The sequence below is a fragment of the Novosphingobium guangzhouense genome (assembly GCF_002896965.1).
Classification (GTDB): Bacteria; Pseudomonadota; Alphaproteobacteria; order Sphingomonadales; family Sphingomonadaceae; genus Novosphingobium; species Novosphingobium guangzhouense.
In genome coordinates, this window is sequence record NZ_LYMM01000003.1 from 107176 (window position 1) to 125384 (window position 18209).

Annotated in this window: 19 protein-coding genes; all 19 read right to left on the minus strand. The window is 61.7% G+C overall.

Features of this window, described 5'->3' with window-relative positions; all coding sequences use genetic code 11:
- Nucleotides 1-15: 15 nt before the first annotated feature.
- The 19 genes from trhO to A8V01_RS04000 are packed head-to-tail and all read right to left on the minus strand — an operon-like array spanning nt 16 to nt 18207.
- Nucleotides 16-987: an oxygen-dependent tRNA uridine(34) hydroxylase TrhO gene (gene trhO, locus A8V01_RS03915; RefSeq protein WP_103094650.1), complete on the minus strand. Its 972-nt coding sequence runs from the start codon at nt 985-987 to the stop codon at nt 16-18.
- 59 nt (nt 988-1046) lie between these two features.
- Nucleotides 1047-1337: a DUF1467 family protein gene (locus A8V01_RS03920; protein WP_103094651.1), complete on the minus strand. Its 291-nt coding sequence runs from the start codon at nt 1335-1337 to the stop codon at nt 1047-1049.
- 10 nt (nt 1338-1347) lie between these two features.
- Entirely contained in the window at nt 1348-2973 is a 1626-nt protein-coding gene (locus A8V01_RS03925) for a ribonuclease J (protein ID WP_103094652.1), read from the minus strand.
- The gene (locus A8V01_RS03930) at nt 2970-3749 is read right to left on the minus strand and encodes a type III pantothenate kinase (RefSeq protein ID WP_103094653.1); all 780 of its coding nucleotides are present in this window, start codon (nt 3747-3749) and stop codon (nt 2970-2972) included. The genes A8V01_RS03925 and A8V01_RS03930 overlap by 4 nt, the downstream gene beginning before the upstream one ends.
- A gap of 15 nt (nt 3750-3764) precedes the next feature.
- Nucleotides 3765-4463 carry a biotin--[acetyl-CoA-carboxylase] ligase gene (locus tag A8V01_RS03935; protein ID WP_103094654.1) on the minus strand — a complete coding sequence of 233 codons (699 nt, stop codon included), beginning with the start codon at nt 4461-4463 and terminating at the stop codon, nt 3765-3767.
- Complete coding sequence (gene nuoN / locus A8V01_RS03940; protein ID WP_103094655.1) at nt 4460-5923, minus strand: NADH-quinone oxidoreductase subunit NuoN; 1464 nt, start codon at nt 5921-5923, stop codon at nt 4460-4462. The genes A8V01_RS03935 and nuoN overlap by 4 nt, the downstream gene beginning before the upstream one ends.
- Nucleotides 5923-7455 (minus strand): NADH-quinone oxidoreductase subunit M, encoded by a 1533-nt coding sequence (locus A8V01_RS03945; protein ID WP_103094698.1) that lies wholly within the window; start codon nt 7453-7455, stop codon nt 5923-5925. Before A8V01_RS03945 ends, nuoN begins: the two co-directional genes overlap by 1 nt.
- Nucleotides 7456-7459: 4 nt before the next feature.
- Complete coding sequence (nuoL, locus tag A8V01_RS03950; protein ID WP_103094656.1) at nt 7460-9577, minus strand: NADH-quinone oxidoreductase subunit L; 2118 nt, start codon at nt 9575-9577, stop codon at nt 7460-7462.
- Nucleotides 9578-9581: 4 nt separating this feature from the next.
- Entirely contained in the window at nt 9582-9887 is a 306-nt protein-coding gene (gene nuoK, locus A8V01_RS03955) for an NADH-quinone oxidoreductase subunit NuoK (protein WP_008833052.1), read from the minus strand.
- Nucleotides 9884-10501 carry an NADH-quinone oxidoreductase subunit J gene (locus tag A8V01_RS03960; RefSeq protein WP_103094657.1) on the minus strand — a complete coding sequence of 206 codons (618 nt, stop codon included), beginning with the start codon at nt 10499-10501 and terminating at the stop codon, nt 9884-9886. Before A8V01_RS03960 ends, nuoK begins: the two co-directional genes overlap by 4 nt.
- A 28-nt stretch (nt 10502-10529) precedes the next feature.
- Nucleotides 10530-11015, minus strand: coding sequence for an NADH-quinone oxidoreductase subunit NuoI (nuoI, locus tag A8V01_RS03965; protein WP_103094658.1), 486 nt, complete (start codon nt 11013-11015; stop codon nt 10530-10532).
- The gene (gene nuoH / locus A8V01_RS03970) at nt 11012-12058 is read right to left on the minus strand and encodes an NADH-quinone oxidoreductase subunit NuoH (protein WP_103094659.1); all 1047 of its coding nucleotides are present in this window, start codon (nt 12056-12058) and stop codon (nt 11012-11014) included. The genes nuoI and nuoH overlap by 4 nt, the downstream gene beginning before the upstream one ends.
- A complete protein-coding gene (nuoG, locus tag A8V01_RS03975) occupies nt 12055-14073 on the minus strand; it encodes an NADH-quinone oxidoreductase subunit NuoG (protein ID WP_103094660.1) in 2019 nt (672 codons plus the stop codon). The genes nuoH and nuoG overlap by 4 nt, the downstream gene beginning before the upstream one ends.
- Nucleotides 14073-15383, minus strand: a complete 1311-nt coding sequence (gene nuoF / locus A8V01_RS03980; protein ID WP_103094661.1) for an NADH-quinone oxidoreductase subunit NuoF — start codon at nt 15381-15383, stop codon at nt 14073-14075. Before nuoF ends, nuoG begins: the two co-directional genes overlap by 1 nt.
- Entirely contained in the window at nt 15383-16051 is a 669-nt protein-coding gene (locus A8V01_RS03985) for a complex I 24 kDa subunit family protein (protein WP_103094662.1), read from the minus strand. The genes nuoF and A8V01_RS03985 overlap by 1 nt, the downstream gene beginning before the upstream one ends.
- Nucleotides 16044-16247: a hypothetical protein gene (locus A8V01_RS03990; protein ID WP_008833059.1), complete on the minus strand. Its 204-nt coding sequence runs from the start codon at nt 16245-16247 to the stop codon at nt 16044-16046. The genes A8V01_RS03985 and A8V01_RS03990 overlap by 8 nt, the downstream gene beginning before the upstream one ends.
- A gap of 19 nt (nt 16248-16266) precedes the next feature.
- Nucleotides 16267-16620 (minus strand): nuclear transport factor 2 family protein, encoded by a 354-nt coding sequence (locus A8V01_RS03995; RefSeq protein WP_103094663.1) that lies wholly within the window; start codon nt 16618-16620, stop codon nt 16267-16269.
- A 1-nt stretch (nt 16621) separates the two neighbouring features.
- Nucleotides 16622-17005 (minus strand): hypothetical protein, encoded by a 384-nt coding sequence (locus A8V01_RS28050; RefSeq protein ID WP_146037173.1) that lies wholly within the window; start codon nt 17003-17005, stop codon nt 16622-16624.
- Nucleotides 17002-18207, minus strand: a complete 1206-nt coding sequence (locus A8V01_RS04000) for an NADH-quinone oxidoreductase subunit D (protein ID WP_211294953.1) — start codon at nt 18205-18207, stop codon at nt 17002-17004. Before A8V01_RS04000 ends, A8V01_RS28050 begins: the two co-directional genes overlap by 4 nt.
- Nucleotides 18208-18209 lie beyond the last annotated feature (2 nt).

Below are 18209 nucleotides of genomic sequence, written 5' to 3' on the forward strand. Positions count from 1 at the left end.
GTTCGGTCTTAGCCCTCAACTTTCGGTGCGGTCGATCTGGCGATAGATCGCACCGACATGCGCTTCGCCGCGTGCTGCAGCCAGTTGCTCCTGCCGCTGACGCTCCCGATACGCTGCCCGCTGTTCATCCGTCCGTTCAGCATGACAACCGGGGCAGCTCACCCCTTCTTCGTAGAACGGGGACGCGCGATCATCCTCGCTCACCGGACGACGGCAGGCATGGCACAGTTCGAAACTGCCTTGAACAAGCCCATGCCCGATGGTCACGCGCTGGTCGAAGACGAAGCATTCGCCTTCCCAAAGGCTTTCTTCCTGCGGCACCGTCTCCAGGTACTTCAGAATCCCGCCCTTGAGGTGATAGACCTCATCGACCCCTTCCTGCTTGAGAAACGCAGTCGATTTTTCACAGCGGATGCCGCCAGTGCAGAACATGGCGACGCGAGGCTGCGCGCCGGCACCCAGCAAGCGCTCCCGCTCCGCGCGAAACCATCCCGGAAAATCCCGGAAAGTCTGCGTTTCAGGATCGATTGCGCCGGCGAACGTCCCGACAGCGACTTCATAGTCGTTGCGAGTGTCGATCACGATCGTTCCGGGATCGGAAATCAGAGCGTTCCAGTCCTGCGGATCGACGTAAGTGCCAACACTGGCCAGCGGATCGATATCCGGCTCCCCCATCGTCACAATCTCACGCTTGAGGCGCACTTTCATCCGATGGAACGGCATTTCGGCCGCATCGGAAAACTTCACATCGACATCGGCGCAACCGGGAATTTGGCGGATATAGGCCAGAACGGCGTCAATTCCGTCAGGCACGCCTGCGATAGTACCGTTGATCCCCTCTCCCGCCAGCAGCAGCGTGCCGCGGATACCATGCGTGCGGCACAACGCCTCCAGCGGCGCCTTCAGCAACGCCGGGCTGTCAAAACGGGTGAAGCAGTAAAGCGCAGCCACGCAAAGGCGCGGCTCTGTCGTATCCAGCGGGTCCATGGCTTGCCCTTTAGCGCCAAAAGCGCCCAAAGCCAAAACCCGCTGTTCAATATGCGGCTTCAGTAGCCCAGATCATCAACCGGCGGTTTGCCAAGAATATTGATGTCGGCCACCGTGATCCATTGCTCCACGTAATTGACGTAGAACAGGCCGAACAGCGCCAAGGCCAGAATGCTTGCACGAACAGCTACGAGCCGCGGCCGAAAATTGACCGGTGCACTGGTCGCGTGCCCCTTTTCGACAACATGGCCTTCGACCTCATCGGGCGTGCGCAAACCGATCGGCAGAACCACGAAGGCGCTCAACACCCAGAACAGCGCGTAAATCGCCACCATCGAGGTCCAGTTCATTGCCATTGCGTCAGTCCTCCAGCAGCAGCACCTGAACCTGAGGCTTCTTGCCCGACCAGCGCGTCGCGGCGCGCCTTGCGGCAAGCCGCGCCACTTCAGAGCGCGATTCGCGATCCGCCTTTTTCGCCCGGTTCAGCGCATCGGCGACATCGCGCTTCGCTTCCTCTACGAAATCCGCATAGTCCTCATCCAGCGGCAAACCGATGGCCGACACCTCGACATGGCCCTTGCGATCCGCGGCCACGGACACCACACCATTGAAGGCAATGCGCCGTCGCATGATGATCGCCTCCCCATCGGCGGGAGCGATGATGTCACCGTCCAGCACAAGGCGGCCCGAACGAACCTCACCGAACTTGCCCGGATGATCGGGCGCAAGGCGGACGAGATCGCCGTTTTTCTGGAAGATCGCCTTGGGCACACCTGAGGCAATGCCGAGCCGCGCCTGCTCCTTCATATGGCGGATTTCGCCATGGACGGGCAGCAGAATCTGCGGGCGTATCCAGGAATAGAGTGCTTCAAGTTCCGGACGGCCGGGATGGCCCGATACGTGAATGGGGCTCTGGCGATCCGTAACGACGACCACGCCCTGTTCGGCAAGGCGGTTCTGGATGCGGCCAATCTGTATCTCGTTACCGGGGATCTGGCGGCTGGAAAACAGCACGACATCACCCTTGTCCAGCTTCACCGGATGATTGCCCTCCGAAATCCGCGCCAGCGCCGCGCGTGGCTCCCCCTGCCCGCCGGTAGCCACGATCAGCACGTCCCCACGCGGCAGGTCCATCGCGGTATCCGGATCGACAAGCTCGGGCAGATCCTTGAGGTAACCGCAAGATTGCCCGGTCTGAATGATCCGATCCAGCGAACGTCCGGCGACGCAAAGTTGTCGCCCGGTCTTCTTCGCAACGTCGCCCAGCGTTTGCAGACGGGCTACGTTCGACGCGAAAGTCGTCACCAGAACCCGGCGGCCCTTATGCTTCTTCACTTCATCCAGCAGGCCGCGATAGACATCCCCTTCCGAGCCTGACGGCTCCGGATTGAAAACATTGGTGGAATCGCAGACCAGCGCCAGCACGCCTTCATCGCCGATGGCAGTCAATTCAGCCGCAGTAGCCGGTGTGCCGATCTGGGGTTCGTCGTCGAGTTTCCAGTCCCCGGTGTGGAATATCCGCCCGTAAGGCGTTTCGATCAGCAGCGCATTGCCTTCGGCGATCGAATGCGCCAGCGGCACATAACGGATGCCGAAAGGCCCGAGCTGGAAGTTCTCCAGGTCGTCCACGACGTGCAGTTCAACGTCGTCCAGAATCCCGGCCTCTTCGAGCTTGGCGGCCACCAGCTTTGCAGTGAATGGCGTTGCGTAGAGCGGAACGCCCAGTTCCTCTGCAAAATAAGGCACAGCACCGATATGGTCCTCGTGCGCGTGGGTCAGCACGATGCCAAGCAGGTTCGCCCGCTCGTTCTCGATAAACTCAAGGTCGGCGAACACAAGGTCGACCCCTGGATATTCGTTACCAGAGAACGTCATCCCCAGGTCGACCATCAGCCATTTGCCCTGACAGCCGTACAGGTTGACGTTCATGCCAATCTCGCCCGAACCGCCGAGCGCACAAAACAGAAGTTCCTTACCGGGAATCACTTAGAAGCTGCCCTTTCGGCAATGATTGCAAGTCCGTCGATCGTCAGATCGGCATCGACGGCGTCGAAGATATTGGTAGCCTCATCGAACAGCACCGCGAGCCCTCCCGTTGCAATAACCTTGGCGGGACGTCCAATTTCCGCACGAATCCGCGCGATCAGGCCCTCCATCATTGCAACGTAGCCCCAAAAAACGCCGATCAGCATCTGGTCTTCGGTGTTCCGCCCGACGACGCTGTCAGATTTCGGCGCGGCGATGGCAATGCGCGGAAGCTTCGCGGTATTACCCACAAGGGCGTCCAGCGACAGATTTATGCCCGGCGCAATAATGCCGCCCTTGTAGGCACCGTTGAAGTCGATGACGTCGAACGTGGTCGCCGTCCCGAAATCAACGACGATGAGATCCCCGGTGTGCTTGTCATGGGCCGCAACGGCATTGACCGCACGGTCCGCACCTAGCGAACTCGGCTGCTCCACGTCGATATCGATCGCATAATCGGCCTTGCCCTGTCCGGCGATCAGGGGCTCGATATCGAAATAGTGTCGCGCCAGAATCTCAAGGTTATGCAATGCTCTTGGCACCACAGTCGAGATTATGATCTGGGTGACCTGCGCAGGCTCCACGCCCCTGATGGCCAGAAGCTGCATCAGCCAGACAGCATATTCGTCACCGGTACGGCGCGGGTCGGTGGCAATGCGCCAACGCCCTCTTATCGTCCGGCCTTCGAGCAACGCGAAGACGACATTGGTGTTACCGGCGTCGATTGCGAGCAGCATGGCTCTATCAGTTCCTCATACGAGCAGTACGTCACCCGCGTGGATTGTCCGGACCGATCCGTCAAGCAGCGCGAGACGGAGATTTCCGTCATCAGCCAGCCCCGCGAAGGTCCCGTCCACCGCACGTTCTCCCGGAGGCATTACTCTTAGCGGCGTCCCTACAGGATGCGCGGCGGCCTGCCAGCGACGCAAAAGCGGCCCAATTCCGGCTGTTCGCCAGCGCTGAAGTTCGACCTCGAAACTGTACGCCATCGCCTCTGCGAACACATCACGCGATGGCGCACCCTCGCCAAGCGCCGCAGTCCTGCGGCCAGCGATGTCGGGAGCCTGCGCGAGGTTCACGCCAATTCCGACGATGACGACGCCCGATACCATCTCCAGCAGAATGCCCGCGATCTTTGCGTCATGAACCAACAGATCGTTCGGCCACTTGAGCGCCAGTCCGTCATGTACGAAAGGCGATAGCGCCTGATATAGCGCCAACCCGGTCATCAGCGCCAGCGTTGCAGGCGACGGATCGCCGGGCGCCACGCGAACCACCGTCGAGCCCATGAAGTTGCCGGCCCCGTCATCCCAGACCCGCCCGAGGCGGCCCCGGCCCGAATTTTGACGATCCGCAACGAGCCAGCGGCCCTCGGACAGGTATTCCCCGTCCGAAAGCCGCTTTGCCAGATCCGCGTTGGTAGAGCCGGTCTCGGCTACGATTTCGATCAAAGCGCGTAGAACAGCGCTGTGGAAGCCGTGTCGGTCAGGTGCTGCAGCCAACCGCTCAGCAGATAGCCCAGCGGCGAGATGAACAGGCAGGTCACGACCAGCAGCGCCTTGTGCCAGATATCGCTGTCGCCCTTCACCACGTCAGCGGGTTCGTCGAAGTACACGACCTTGACCACCTTGAGATAGTAGAAGGCGCCGATCACCGAAGCTGCAAAGCCGATTGCCGCAAGCGGCATCATGCCTGCATCGACCGCGGCCTTGAAAACCAGGAACTTGCCCCAGAAGCCGAACAGTGGCGGAATGCCGGCAAGGCTGAACATCACCAGACCCAGAGCCAGCGCCAAACCGGGACGGGTGCGCGAAAGCCCTGCGAACTTGTCGATCTCCTCAACCTGGTTGCCGTTCTCATCCTTGAGCATCAGCACGGTAACAAAACCGGCGACCGTCATAGCGACGTAGATCACCAGATAGAACAGCATCGCCGAAGCGCCCTGCTCATTAGCTGCCGACAGGCCGACGAGAATGAAGCCGACGTTGTTGATCGACGAATAGGCCATCAGGCGCTTGATGTTCTTCTGGCCGATCGCGCCCAGTGCACCGACCACGATCGAGGCCAGTGCGATGAACACGACGATCTGCCGCCAGGCATCGGCCTGCTCGCCGAAGGCGTCGAACATGACCCGCATGGTCAGCCCGATCGCCGCTACCTTGCCCGAAGTTGCAAAAAACTTCGTCACCGGGGTCGGTGCGCCCTCATAAACGTCCGGCGTCCACATGTGGAACGGAACGGCGCTGATCTTGAAAGCCAGACCCGCAAGCATGAACACGATGCCGAACAGCGCCCCGTTGGAAAGCCCCCCTGCGAGCGCCGCGTTGATGCCGGAGAACGAGGTCGTACCCGTGAAGCCGTAAGTCAGGCTCATGCCGAACAGCAGGATGCCCGAAGCCAGCGCGCCCAGCACGAAGTACTTGAGGCCTGCTTCCGCCGAGCGTCCGTCGGTGCGCACGAAGGCGGCAAGCACGTAAGCAGCCAGCGAGTTCATTTCGAGGCCGATGTAGAGCGCCAGCAGGTCGCCCGCCGACACCATCATGCCGCTTCCGACTGCAGCGAAGATAACCAGAACCGGGAACTCGGCCCTCATCGCGCCAAGGCGTTCGAAGAAGGTCGGAGCAACAACCAACGTGGCGGCTGCCGAAAGGTAGATCAGTATCTTGCCAAAGGCCGAGAAGGCATCGGCGTGAACCTGCCCGAAGAACGCGGCGTAATCAGGCCCCATGTGCCCGCCGCAAAGCGCAGGGGCGACAAGGAAGGTGGCGCCAACCAGCGCCGCGACAGCGAGGATCGAGATCAGGCGGCTTGCCTTGTCACCACCCCAGGCTGCGATCAGGAGCAGGACGAGACCTGCGATGCTCAGCGTTTCTTCCGGCGCGATAAGGCGCAGGGAGTGCGACCAGTCCATCAGTGTGACCCCCCATGCGCAGCTTCTTCGTGGTGCGCAGGCTTAGCTTTTCCAGGTGTAGGCGCGCTGTCGCCGGCCGGTGCGGCACGAGCGAGGCGAGCGTCGAGCGCGGCAATATCGGCGCGCATCGGAGCAATGAAGCTCTCGGGATAGATACCCATCCACAGGGCGCCGAGCGCGAGCGGAACCACCATCGCGATTTCACGAAGGTCAAGGTCCGACATGGCCGCGGCATCCGCGTTCTTCTGTTCACCGAACACAACACGGCGGTAAAGGTACAGCATGTAAGCCGCGCCCAGGATGATGCCGGTCGTGCAGATCAGCGCCGCCCAGGTCGAGACCTGGTAGATGCCGCCAAGGCTCAGGAACTCGCCAACGAAGCCGCTGGTGCCCGGAAGACCGATCGAGGCCATCGTGAACAGCAGGAAGAACAGCGCATAGCGCGGCATGTTGATCGCAAGGCCGCCGTAACGCGTGATCTCACGAGTATGGAGGCGATCATAGATGATGCCCACGCACAGGAACAGCGCACCCGAAACGAGGCCGTGGCTCAGCATGACCAGCATCGAGCCTTCCAGACCCTGCACGTTGAAGGCGAACAGGCCAATCGTCACGATCGCCATGTGCGCAACCGACGAATAAGCGATCAGCTTTTTCATATCGCTCTGCACCAGCGCGATCAGCGATGTGATCACCACGGCAGCCATCGACAGGCCCCACACCAGCGGCGCGAAGTACGCCGAAGCTTCCGGGAACATCGGCAGCGAGAAGCGGATGAAGCCGTAGCCGCCCATCTTCAGCAGCACGCCCGCCAAGATGATCGAGCCCGCGGTCGGCGCCTGAACGTGTGCGGCCGGAAGCCAGGTGTGGACCGGCCACATCGGCATCTTCACGGCGAAGCTGGCGAAGAAGGCAAGCCACAGCCAGTTCTGAACCTTGGGATCGAAATCATAGGCCATCAGGGTAGGAACGTCGGTCGTGCCGGCAGTGTGGACCATCCACAGCATCGCCACGAGCATCAGCACCGAGCCGAGCAGCGTATAAAGGAAGAACTTGTACGACGCGTAAATGCGGTCCGCACCGCCCCAGATGCCGATGATCAGGTACATCGGGATCAGGCCGGCTTCGAAGAACATATAGAACAGGAAGATATCCTGCGCCATGAACACGCCGAGCATGAGCGTTTCGACCAGCAGGAACGCGGCCATGTATTCGCCCACGCGCTTCTCGACCGACTGGCTCGCGCCGATGCAGATCGGCATGAGGAAGACCGAGAGCATGATCAGCAACAGGGCGATGCCATCGATGCCAAGGGCATAGGAGAAGCCCGAGAAGATCTCGAGACGTTCGGTGAACTGCCACTGCGGCCCACCGATGTCGAAATTGGCCCAGAGCACTACGCCCAGGACGAGGTCCACCAGTGTAGCGAGCAGCGCGACGGTGCGCGCGGCTTTCGCTTCGAGGAAGAGGCATGCCAGTGCGCCGAGGAGCGGCACCGCCAGCATCAGGCTGAGGATCGGAAAACCAGTCATCATCTTATCCCGCGATCACCCAGCTGATGGCGCCGACAAGGCCCAGCAGCATGACAAGAGCGTAGCTGTAGAGATAGCCCGATTGGACTTTCTGCGCGTAAGTCGAACCCTTGGCGACGACAGCCGCCGCACCGTCGGGACCGAAGCGGTCGATCACACCGATGTCGAGCACCTTCCAGAACACGCCGCCGAGCCAGAACGCCGGCTTGACGAAGATGTTGTGGTACAGCTCGTCGAACATCCACTTGCGATACACGAAGGTGTAGACAGGGCCGATCTGGTCGGTGACCGCCTTCGGGAACGCCGTGTTCTTGATGTAGCCATACCAGGCCGTGACGAAGCCGATGGCCATGACCGTGAACGGCGTCCACTTCACCCAGGTCGGCACACCATGCATGGCGTGGATCAGGTGCTCATGGAAGACCAGCGCGCCCTTCCAGAACTCGCCCTCGCCTTCGGAGACGAAGGCATGGTTGAAGACGAGACCGGCAGCAACGGCGCCGACCGAAAGGATCAGCAGCGGCAGCAGCATCACCAGCGGGCTTTCATGCGGGTGATAGCCGCCCGTGCCATCGCCATGATCGGCATAGTCCGGACCGCGCGAGCCAAGATCAACCGGTGCGTGTGCGTGGTCGTCGTGCGCATGGTCGTCATGATTTAAATGGTCGTCGTGCGCATGCGCATCGTCGTGATGATCATCATGCCCGTGACCATGCGCATCGTGGACTGCGTGCTGGATGTGCTCCGACTGGATCCAGCGCGGCTTTCCGAAGAAGGTCAGGAAGACCAGGCGCCAGGAGTAGAAGCTGGTCATCAGCGCGGCGAAGATACCCATCCAGAAGGCGAAGGTGCCCACCTGCGTACCCGAACCGAAGGCCGCTTCGAGGATCGCGTCCTTCGAATAGAAGCCCGCGAAGCCGACGACGCCTGCGATACCCACGCCGGTGATGGCCAGCGTGCCCGCCGTCATCGTCCAGAAGGTGATCGGGATCTTCTTACGCAGTGCGCCATAGAAGCGCATGTCCTGCTCATGGTGCATCGCATGGATGACAGAGCCTGCACCGAGGAACAGCAGCGCCTTGAAGAAAGCGTGCGTGAACAGGTGGAACATGGCGGCGCCGTAAGCGCCAACGCCGGTGGCGAAGAACATGTAGCCCAGCTGCGAACAGGTGGAATAAGCGATGACGCGCTTGATGTCCCACTGCGTACAGCCGACGGTCGCGGCGAAGAAGCAGGTGCAGGCGCCGATCACGGCGATGACGTGCATCGCAGTTTCGCTCTGCTCGAACATCGGCGAGAGACGGCAGACCATGAAGACGCCGGCGGTGACCATGGTTGCCGCGTGGATCAGCGCCGAAACCGGGGTCGGGCCTTCCATCGCGTCAGGAAGCCAGGTGTGGAGGCCGAGCTGGGCCGACTTGCCCATCGCACCAACGAACAGCAGCAGGCACAGCACTGTCATGGTGTCAAAACGGTAACCGAGGAAACCGATCGTCGAACCGGCCATCGAGGGCGCGGCATGCAGGATCTCGGGGATCGAGACGGTGCCGAACACCAGATAAGTGCCGAAGATGCCAAGCATGAAGCCAAGGTCACCCACGCGGTTGACCACGAAGGCCTTGATCGCGGCGGCACCTGCCGAAGGCTTGCGGAACCAGAAACCGATCAGGAGGTACGAGGCAAGGCCCACGCCTTCCCAACCGAAGAACATCTGCACCAGGTTGTCCGCCGTCACCAGCATGAGCATGGCGAAGGTAAACAGCGAGAGGTACGCGAAGAAGCGCGGCTGATCCGGCTCCTCGCTCATGTAGCCCCAAGAATAGAGGTGCACGAGCGCCGAAACCGACGTGATGACCACCAGCATGACGGCGGTGAGTGTATCCACGCGCAGCGCCCAGTCGAAGGTCATGGTGCCGGAGGCCACCCACTTCAGGACCGGGGCAACCGACGCTTCAGCCGATCCCGTCAGGAACGAGATGAAGATCGGCCACGACAAGGCGCAGGCGATGAACAGTGCGCCGGTGGTCAGCACCTTGGGCACGACCATGCCAAGCGACTTGTTGGCGAACCCGGCAAGGATCGACGCCAGCAGCGGCAGGAAGACGATGAGGTAGATCGACACGGTCTTACCCCTTCATCCGGTTGACGTCGTCGACGGCGATCGTGCCGCGGCCACGGAAGTAGATCACGAGGATAGCAAGCCCCACTGCGGCCTCGCCCGCAGCCACCGTCAGCACGAACATGGCAAAGATCTGGCCAGTCAGGTCGTGCAGGAAGGCGCTGAACGCGACGAGGTTGATGTTCACCGCAAGCAGGATCAGTTCGATCGACATCAGGATGACGATGATGTTCTTGCGGTTGATGAAGATGCCGAGGACACCGAGCACGAAGAGGATCGAGCTGACCACGACATAATGTTCGACGCCGATCACAGCGAAACCCCCTTGCCGACTTCCGGCTTGACGTTGAACGTGGCGTCCTGCGGACGGCGCTGGTTCTGCTTGGCGATCTTCTGACCGCGCGTGCCGCCGCGTTCACGATGCGTCAGCACGATCGCACCGATCATCGAAACAAGCAGGATCACACCGGCGGCCTCAAACAGGAACAGGTAGCGGCTGAAAAGCAGGCCACCGATCGCCTCGATGTTGTGCAGGCCGGCTGCTGTCGCAGCGGTGCCATCTGGCGTTCCGAGTTCGAGGTTGCCGGCGCGATAGGCCCCGATGCCAAGCACGATCTCGGCCAGCAGCACGATCGCGACCAGTGCTCCGAACGGGAAGTAGCGGACGAACCCGGCGCGCAGTTCGGCGAAGTCGATGTCCAGCATCATGACCACGAAGAGGAACAGCACGGCGACGGCGCCGACGTAGACGATCACCAGCAGGGCAGCGATGAACTCGGCACCGGTCAGCACCATCAGGCCGGCGGCGTTAAAGAACGCCAGGATCAGCCAGAGCACCGAATGCACCGGGTTGCGCGACAGGATGGTGATGGCGCCTGAGGCCACCGTCATCACGGCGAAGAGGTAAAAGGCGATAATGTGGATCATGGGAAGCCCGTTTCCTTGCGCATGCCGGTCAACGGTACGGCGCGTCGGCTTCAAGGTTCGCGGCGATAGCACGCTCCCACTTGTCCCCGTTCGCCAGTAGCTTGGCCTTGTCGTAGAGCAGTTCTTCGCGCGTCTCGGTCGCGTATTCGAAGTTCGGACCCTCGACGATGGCATCGACCGGGCAGGCTTCCTGACAGAAGCCGCAGTAGATGCACTTGGTCATGTCGATGTCGTAGCGCGTGGTGCGGCGCGAACCGTCGACACGGGGGGCCGCCTCGATGGTGATCGCCTGCGCCGGACAAATCGCCTCGCACAGCTTGCAGGCGATGCAGCGCTCTTCACCGTTGGGATAACGGCGCAGGGCGTGCTCGCCACGGAAGCGGGGCGAAAGCGGGTTCTTCTCGAACGGGTAGTTGATCGTCGCCTTGGGCTTGAAGAAATACTTCAAGGTCAGCCAGTGCGCCTTCACGAACTCCCAGAGCGTGAAGCTCTTGATGAGGTATCCGACGGTCATGCGAAGTGTCCGGTAGCCATGAGGTAGCCGCTGACGATCACGACGAACAGCAGCGATACGGGGAGGAAGACCTTCCAGCCCAGTCGCATCAACTGGTCGTAACGGTAACGAGGAACCGTCGCCTTGACCCAGCTGAACACGAAGAAGAAGAAACCGATCTTGAGCAGGAACCAGACGAAGCCCGGGACCAGATAAAGAACGGGGATGTCGAGCGGCGGCAGCCAGCCACCCCAGAACAGCGTCGCATTGAGCGCGCACATCAGGAGCACGTTGGCATATTCACCCAGCCAGTAGGCGGCGAAAGCCATCGACGAATATTCGGTCTGGTAACCGGCGACGAGCTCGGATTCCGCTTCGGTAAGATCGAAGGGAGCGCGCTGCGTTTCCGCAAGGCTCGACACCAGGAACATCACCCACATCGGGAACAGCAGCGGGTTCGCGACGAAGCCGTTGATCAGGCCGAAGACGTGCCCCTTCTGCGCCAGGACGATGCCGTTCATGTTGAACGTGCCCGCCCACAGGACGACGCAGATCAGGATGAAACCGATGGAGACTTCGTAGGAGATCATCTGCGCCGAAGCGCGCATCGCCGAGAAGAACGGGTACTTCGAGTTAGAAGCCCAGCCCGCCATGATTGTGCCGTAGACGCCCAGCGAACTGATCGCCAGAACGTAAAGCAGGCCGATGTTGATGTTGGCGAGGATGGCGTTCGAATTGAACGGGATCACCGCCCAGGCCATCAGCGCCACCGTGAAGGTGACCACCGGCGCGATCAGGAAGATGCCCTTGTTCGCTGCCGATGGGATGATGGTTTCCTGCAGGAAGACCTTGAGGCCGTCCGCGAAGGACTGCAGCAGACCGAACGGGCCGACCACGTTGGGACCACGGCGCAGCGCCATGGCGGCCCAGATCTTGCGGTCGACGTAGATGATCATCGCAACGGCCAGCATCAGCGGCAGCGCGATCAGCAGGATGCCGCAGATCGTTGAAAGCAGCCATGCCCCTTCGAAAGGCATCCCGAGGGATTGGAAGAACGAAGTCATTCCGCAGCCTCCGCGAACTCTTCACCGTGCAGCAGTTCTGCCGAACAACGCTGCATCGTCGCGCTGGCGCGCGCGATCGGGTTGGTCATGTAGAAGTCCTTGATCGGATAGGCGATCGCGCCCGAAGCCGAACCGCCGCCCGCAGGCAGCGCCGCGCCGTAGTCGGCCAGACCCTCAACGCCGAGCGCCGGGACTGCCGAAACCATGGCAGCGCGAAGCTGGTCGAAGCTGTCGAAGCCGACCGAGACGCCGAAGGCGTCGGCCAGTGCGCGCAGGATCGTCCAGTCCTCACGCGCGTCGCCGGGCGCGAAGACGGCCTTGTCGGCGAACTGCACGCGACCTTCGGTGTTGACGTAAGTGCCGGCCTTTTCAGTGTAAGCCGAAGCGGGCAGGATCACGTCGGCAGCGTGCGCCGCCTTGTCACCGTGGTGGCCGATGTAGACGATCATAGAGTCCGCGAACTTCGTATAGTCCACTTCATCCGCACCCAGCGAGATCAGCACCTTGGGCTTGGCCGCGACGAGGTCGGCGATGCCGCCCTTCTGCGCATAGCCCAGCATCAGGCCACCCATGCGCGAAGCGGCCATATGCAGGACGTTGAAACCGTTCCATGCAGTGCCGTCCTCAAGCGTGCGCACGAGGTTGAATTGACCTGCGAGCGCAAGGCCCGCTTCCAGACCGCCGCGGCCGAGCGCCGCGCCGCCCAGGATCACCGCCGGACGCTTGGCGCCCGAAAGCGCATCCGCCACGTGGCCCGGCAGGTTGCCGATCAGCGACAGATCTTCGCCAAGGAATTCACCGCCGAACGTGGTTTCCCACTCAGGACCGATCAGGAACACCTTGGCGCCGCGCTTCACGGCCTTGCGCAGACGGACGTTGACCGTCGGCGCTTCCCAGCGAACGTGCGCACCGACAATCAGGATCGCGTCTGCAGTCTCGATGTCGTTGAAAGTGGTGTTGAAGTTGACGGCGGCCAGGCTCGACGTGTCGTAGTCCATGCCGGTCTGGCGGCCTTCGAGCAGGTTCGAACCGAGCGCACCAACAAGCGCCTTGGCGGCGAACATCGTCTCGCAATCAACCATGTCACCGGCGACAGCAGCGATCGACGCGCCGGGGTTCAGGGTGGAAAGCGCGGCGAAAGCCTCGTTCCAGGTGGCCTGAACCAGCTTGCCGTCACGGCGCAGGAACGGCTTGTCGAGACGGCGGCGGGTCAGGCCATCGACCTGGAAGCGCGCCTTGTCGCTCAGCCATTCCTCATTGACGTCGTCGTTGTTGCGCGGAAGTGCGCGAAGCACTTCGCGGCCACGCGCGTCGATGCGGATGTTGGCGCCGGTTGCGTCCGAAACGTCGATCGAGAGCGTCTTCTTCAGTTCCCACGGACGCGCTTCAAACGCGTAGGGGCGGCTGGTAAGCGCGCCGACCGGGCACAGATCGATCACATTGGCCGACATCTCGTGATGTGCGGCCTTCTCCAGATACGTGGTGATCTGCATCGTCTCGCCGCGATAGAGCGCGCCGATCTCGTCCACGCCGGCGATCTCTTCCGAGAAGCGCACGCAGCGGGTGCAGTGGATGCAGCGCGTCATCGTGGTCTTGATGAGCGGGCCCATGTACTTCTCGGTAACCGCGCGCTTGTGCTCGTGGTAACGCGAACCGCCGCGACCGTAGGCCACCGACTGGTCCTGCAGGTCACACTCACCGCCCTGATCGCAGATCGGGCAGTCGAGCGGGTGGTTGATGAGAAGGAATTCCATGACCCCTTCCCGCGCCTTCTTGACCATTTCGGAGTCCGTGCGGATCTCCTGGCCTTCGGTGGCGGGAAGCGCGCAAGATGCCTGTGGCTTGGGCGGTCCGGGCTTCACTTCGACGAGGCACATGCGGCAGTTGCCCGCGATGCTCAGACGTTCGTGATAGCAGAAGCGCGGGATTTCCTTGCCGGCAAGCTCGGCCGCCTGAAGGACGGTCGCGCCAGCGGGAACGTCGATTTCGACGCCGTCTACTTTGACCTTGGGCATTATTCTGCTGCCTGTTGCAGAGATCCGTGGCGCGCTTCGATGCGGCGCTCGATCTCGGGACGGAAGTGGCGGATCAGGCCCTGGATCGGCCACGCGGCTGCGTCGCCAAGCGCGCAGATGGTGTGACCTTCGACCTGCTTGGTAACCTGCTGGAGCATGTCGATTTCCTCGACATGCGCGTCGCCGGTGCGCAGGCGCTCCATCACGCGCCACATCCAGCCCGTACCTTCGCGGCAGGGGGTGCACTGGCCGCAGGACTCGTGCTTGTAGAAGTACGAGAGGCGCGAAATGGCGCGGACGATGTCAGTGGACTTGTCCATGACGATGACGGCTGCGGTGCCGAGGCCCGAACCGACCGCCTTCAGGCCGTCGAAGTCCATCGGTGCGTCCCAGATATCTGCGGCCGGGACCAGCGGAACCGACGAACCGCCGGGGATCACCGCCAGCAGGTTGTCCTTGCCGCCGCGAATGCCGCCGCAGTGACGCTCGATCAGTTCGCTGAACGGGATCGACATCTCTTCCTCGACCACGCAGGGACGGTTCACGTGCCCGCTGATCTGGAAGAGCTTGGTGCCCTTGTTGTTCTCGCGCCCGAAGGACGAGAACCACGAGGCGCCACGACGCAGGATCGTGGGAGCCACTGCGATCGATTCCACGTTGTTCACCGTGGTCGGGCAGCCGTAGAGGCCCGCTCCGGCCGGGAACGGCGGCTTCAGGCGGGGCTGGCCCTTCTTGCCTTCGAGGCTCTCGATCATCGCGGTCTCTTCGCCGCAGATGTAGGCGCCCGCACCACGGTGGACGAAGACGTCGAAGTCGTAGCCCGAACCCGCCGCATTCTTGCCCAGCAGGCCCGCCGCATAGGCTTCTTCACGCGCGGCGAAGAGCACTTCGGCCTCGCGGATGTATTCGCCGCGGATGTAGATGTAGGCCGCGCGCGCGCCCATCGCGAAACCAGCCACCAGCGCGCCTTCGAACAGAAGGTGCGGATCGTGACGCATGATCTCGCGATCCTTGCACGAACCCGGTTCGGATTCGTCCGCGTTGATCACAAGGAAGCTGGGCTTGGGATTGCCGTTCTGGTCGAGCGGCGGCTGCTTGGGCATGAAGGACCACTTCATGCCGGTGGGGAAGCCCGCACCGCCGCGCCCGCGCAGACCCGACGCCTTCATCTCGTCGATGATGGCATCGCGACCGCGCGCGATCAGATCCTTGGTGTTGTCCCAGGCGCCGCGCGCCTGCGCTTCCTTCAGGTTCCACGGCTGGAAGCCGTAGACGTTGGTGAAGATGCGATCCTTATCGAGGAGAGCCATTACCACTCGCTCCGATAGTCATGGTTTTCACTCATCATGGCGACGAGGTTGGTCGGTTCGCCCACCGGCTCCACAGTGTGGCGTGCCGGATCCTGCGTGCCTGCCTTCGGGGTTTCGCCACGCGCCAGCGCATCGAGCACGGCGTTCAGGCGATCCGAGGTCAGATCCTCGTAGTTATCGTCGTTGATCTGGACCATCGGAGCCGAGGCGCAGTTGCCCATGCATTCAACCTCGGTGAACGACCAGAGGCCGTCTTCCGAGATGTGGCCCTTCTTCATGCCGCGCGACTTGCAGGTCGCCAGCAGGTCGTCAGAGCCCCGCAGCATGCACGGGGTAGTGCCGCAGACCTGCACGTGGAAACGGCCGATCGGCGCGATGTTGTACATCGTGTAGAACGAGGCGACCTCGACCACGCGGATGATCGGCATGTCGAGGTAGGCGGCGATGTATTCCATCACCGGGATCGGCAGCCAGCCTTGCGTGTTCAGTTCCGCGCCGACCTGGCGCTGCGCGAGATCGAGCAGCGGCATCACCGCAGAGCGCTGGCGCCCTTCGGGATAGCGTGCGACGATCTCCTTTGCCTTGGCGGCGTTCGCCTCGGTCCAGGCGAAATTGCCCCAACGCGCCCGCAATTCGGGCGTATCGGGTTCGATATAGCGGTCAGCCATGCTTACCTCTGCGCTTCAGCCACTGATCCTGGCCGAAAAAGAAAATCTCGAAGCCGCCGATGGCAGTCGCCAGCATGGCGATCATCGGCGAGGGCGCGATCCCGAGCCAAAGAACGACGAAGTATAGCCCGACAAGGAACAGGCCCGTAAGGGTTGCCCAGATACGGATCATTTCCACCGTGTTGAACTTCGTCACAGGTCCCACCCCTTCACGATCAACGAATGAATTCGACGCGCGAACACTTGTCGCCTTCGAAGCTGTAGACCGCGATCACGTCGAACGGGTCCACAAGTTCCGAACCGTCGCTTGCGGGGCCGCGCGTCACATGCTCGCGCATCAGCACATATGCGCCGATCTGCGAGGCTTCGACGATCTCGGCCTTGTTCTGCGGCCACTTGGCGAAGGCGGCGGCGAGGCCCGAACGGGTGCCTTCCTTGCCTTCGCGCACGACGGCGCCGCGATAGTTCGCCTCGCAGGCATCCTCGGTCATGTACGAAACGTACGTGTCGACGTCCTGCGCGTTATAGGCCGCGATCATCGCCTTTGCGGTATCGAGGTTGCTTACCATCTCATTTATTCCCAACAGGCTGGCGGACGATCACCGGCCCTGGAGGCGGACCGAATACAACTTCGCTTATCTTTGCCCCCGAGAACATGATCGACGCATCGCGGGCTTCCGAAGAACAACTTAGATCGACATTAATATTACGATCAAAATTTCCCCGAATGGACTTCAGCTCACAACCTTTGAAATGCTCAACAAGTTCGTCGAGGGTTTTGGATTGCCTTGTCCAATTATGTAGACTTGCTTCCGGAGCGAGAGCTTTTCCGGCCAGTGAACCATCGCCCTTAATAAGAGCCCCGGAAAACTGAGCAGCGAGTTCATATTTTTCCGCCGGAAAGCCATTAGCCATCAGCAGTGGTAAGCTCAAAGAGAGAGCAATTAACCTCAACGGTCACACTCCCCGAACACGATGTCCATCGCACCCAGAATTGCCGTGGCGTCAGGCAGCATGTGGCCCTTGGACATGAAGTCCATCGCCTGCAGGTGGCTGAACGCGGTCGGGCGGATCTTGCAGCGGTACGGCTTGTTCGAGCCGTCCGAGACGAGATAGACGCCGAATTCGCCCTTGGGGCTTTCGGTCGCGACGTAAACTTCGCCTGCCGGGACGTGGAAGCCTTCGGTGTAGAGCTTGAAGTGATGGATCAGCGATTCCATCGAGGACTTCATCTCTGCGCGCTTGGGCGGAACCACCTTGCGATCGGTGGAAGCCACCGGACCTTCCGGCATTTCGCGCAGGCACTGCTTCATGATCCGGGCCGACTGGCGCACTTCCTCGGCACGACACATGAAGCGATCGTAGCAGTCGCCGCTGGTGCCGACGGGAACCTCGAAGTCCATGCGATCATAGACATCGTAAGGCTGCGCCTTGCGGATGTCCCAGGCGATGCCCGAACCGCGGATCATCGGGCCGGAGAAGCCCCATGCCAGCGCGTCTTCCTTCGACACCGTGGCGATGTCGACGTTGCGCTGCTTGAAGATGCGGTTGTCGGCGACGAGGCTCAGCGCGTCCTCGAACAGTTCCGGCAGGCGCGTGTCGAGCCAGTCGGCAATGTCGGTCAGCAGCTTGAGCGGCACGTCCTGATGCACGCCGCCGGGACGATACCAGGCCGAGTGCATGCGGGCGCCCGAGGCGCGCTCGAAGAAGTTGAGGCAATCCTCGCGGATTTCGAAAAGCCACAGGTTCGGCGTCATCGCGCCGATGTCCATGATGTGCGAACCCATGTTCATCATGTGGTTGCAGATGCGGGTCAGCTCGGCGAACAGCACGCGAAGATACTGGGCGCGCAGCGGAACCTCAAGGTTCAGCAGCTTCTCGATAGCGAGCACATAGGAGTGCTCCATGCCGAGCGGCGAACAGTAGTCCAGCCGGTCGAAGTACGGCAGCGCCTGAAGGTAGGTCTTGTGCTCGATCAGCTTTTCGGTGCCGCGGTGAAGCAGGCCGACGTGCGGATCGATCCGCTCGATGATCTCGCCGTCCAGTTCCATGACCATGCGCAGAACGCCGTGGGCCGCGGGGTGCTGGGGACCGAAGTTGATGGTGTAGTTGGTGATGACCTCGTCGCCGGTGGTGGGCGACTGCTCAAGCTGCATGC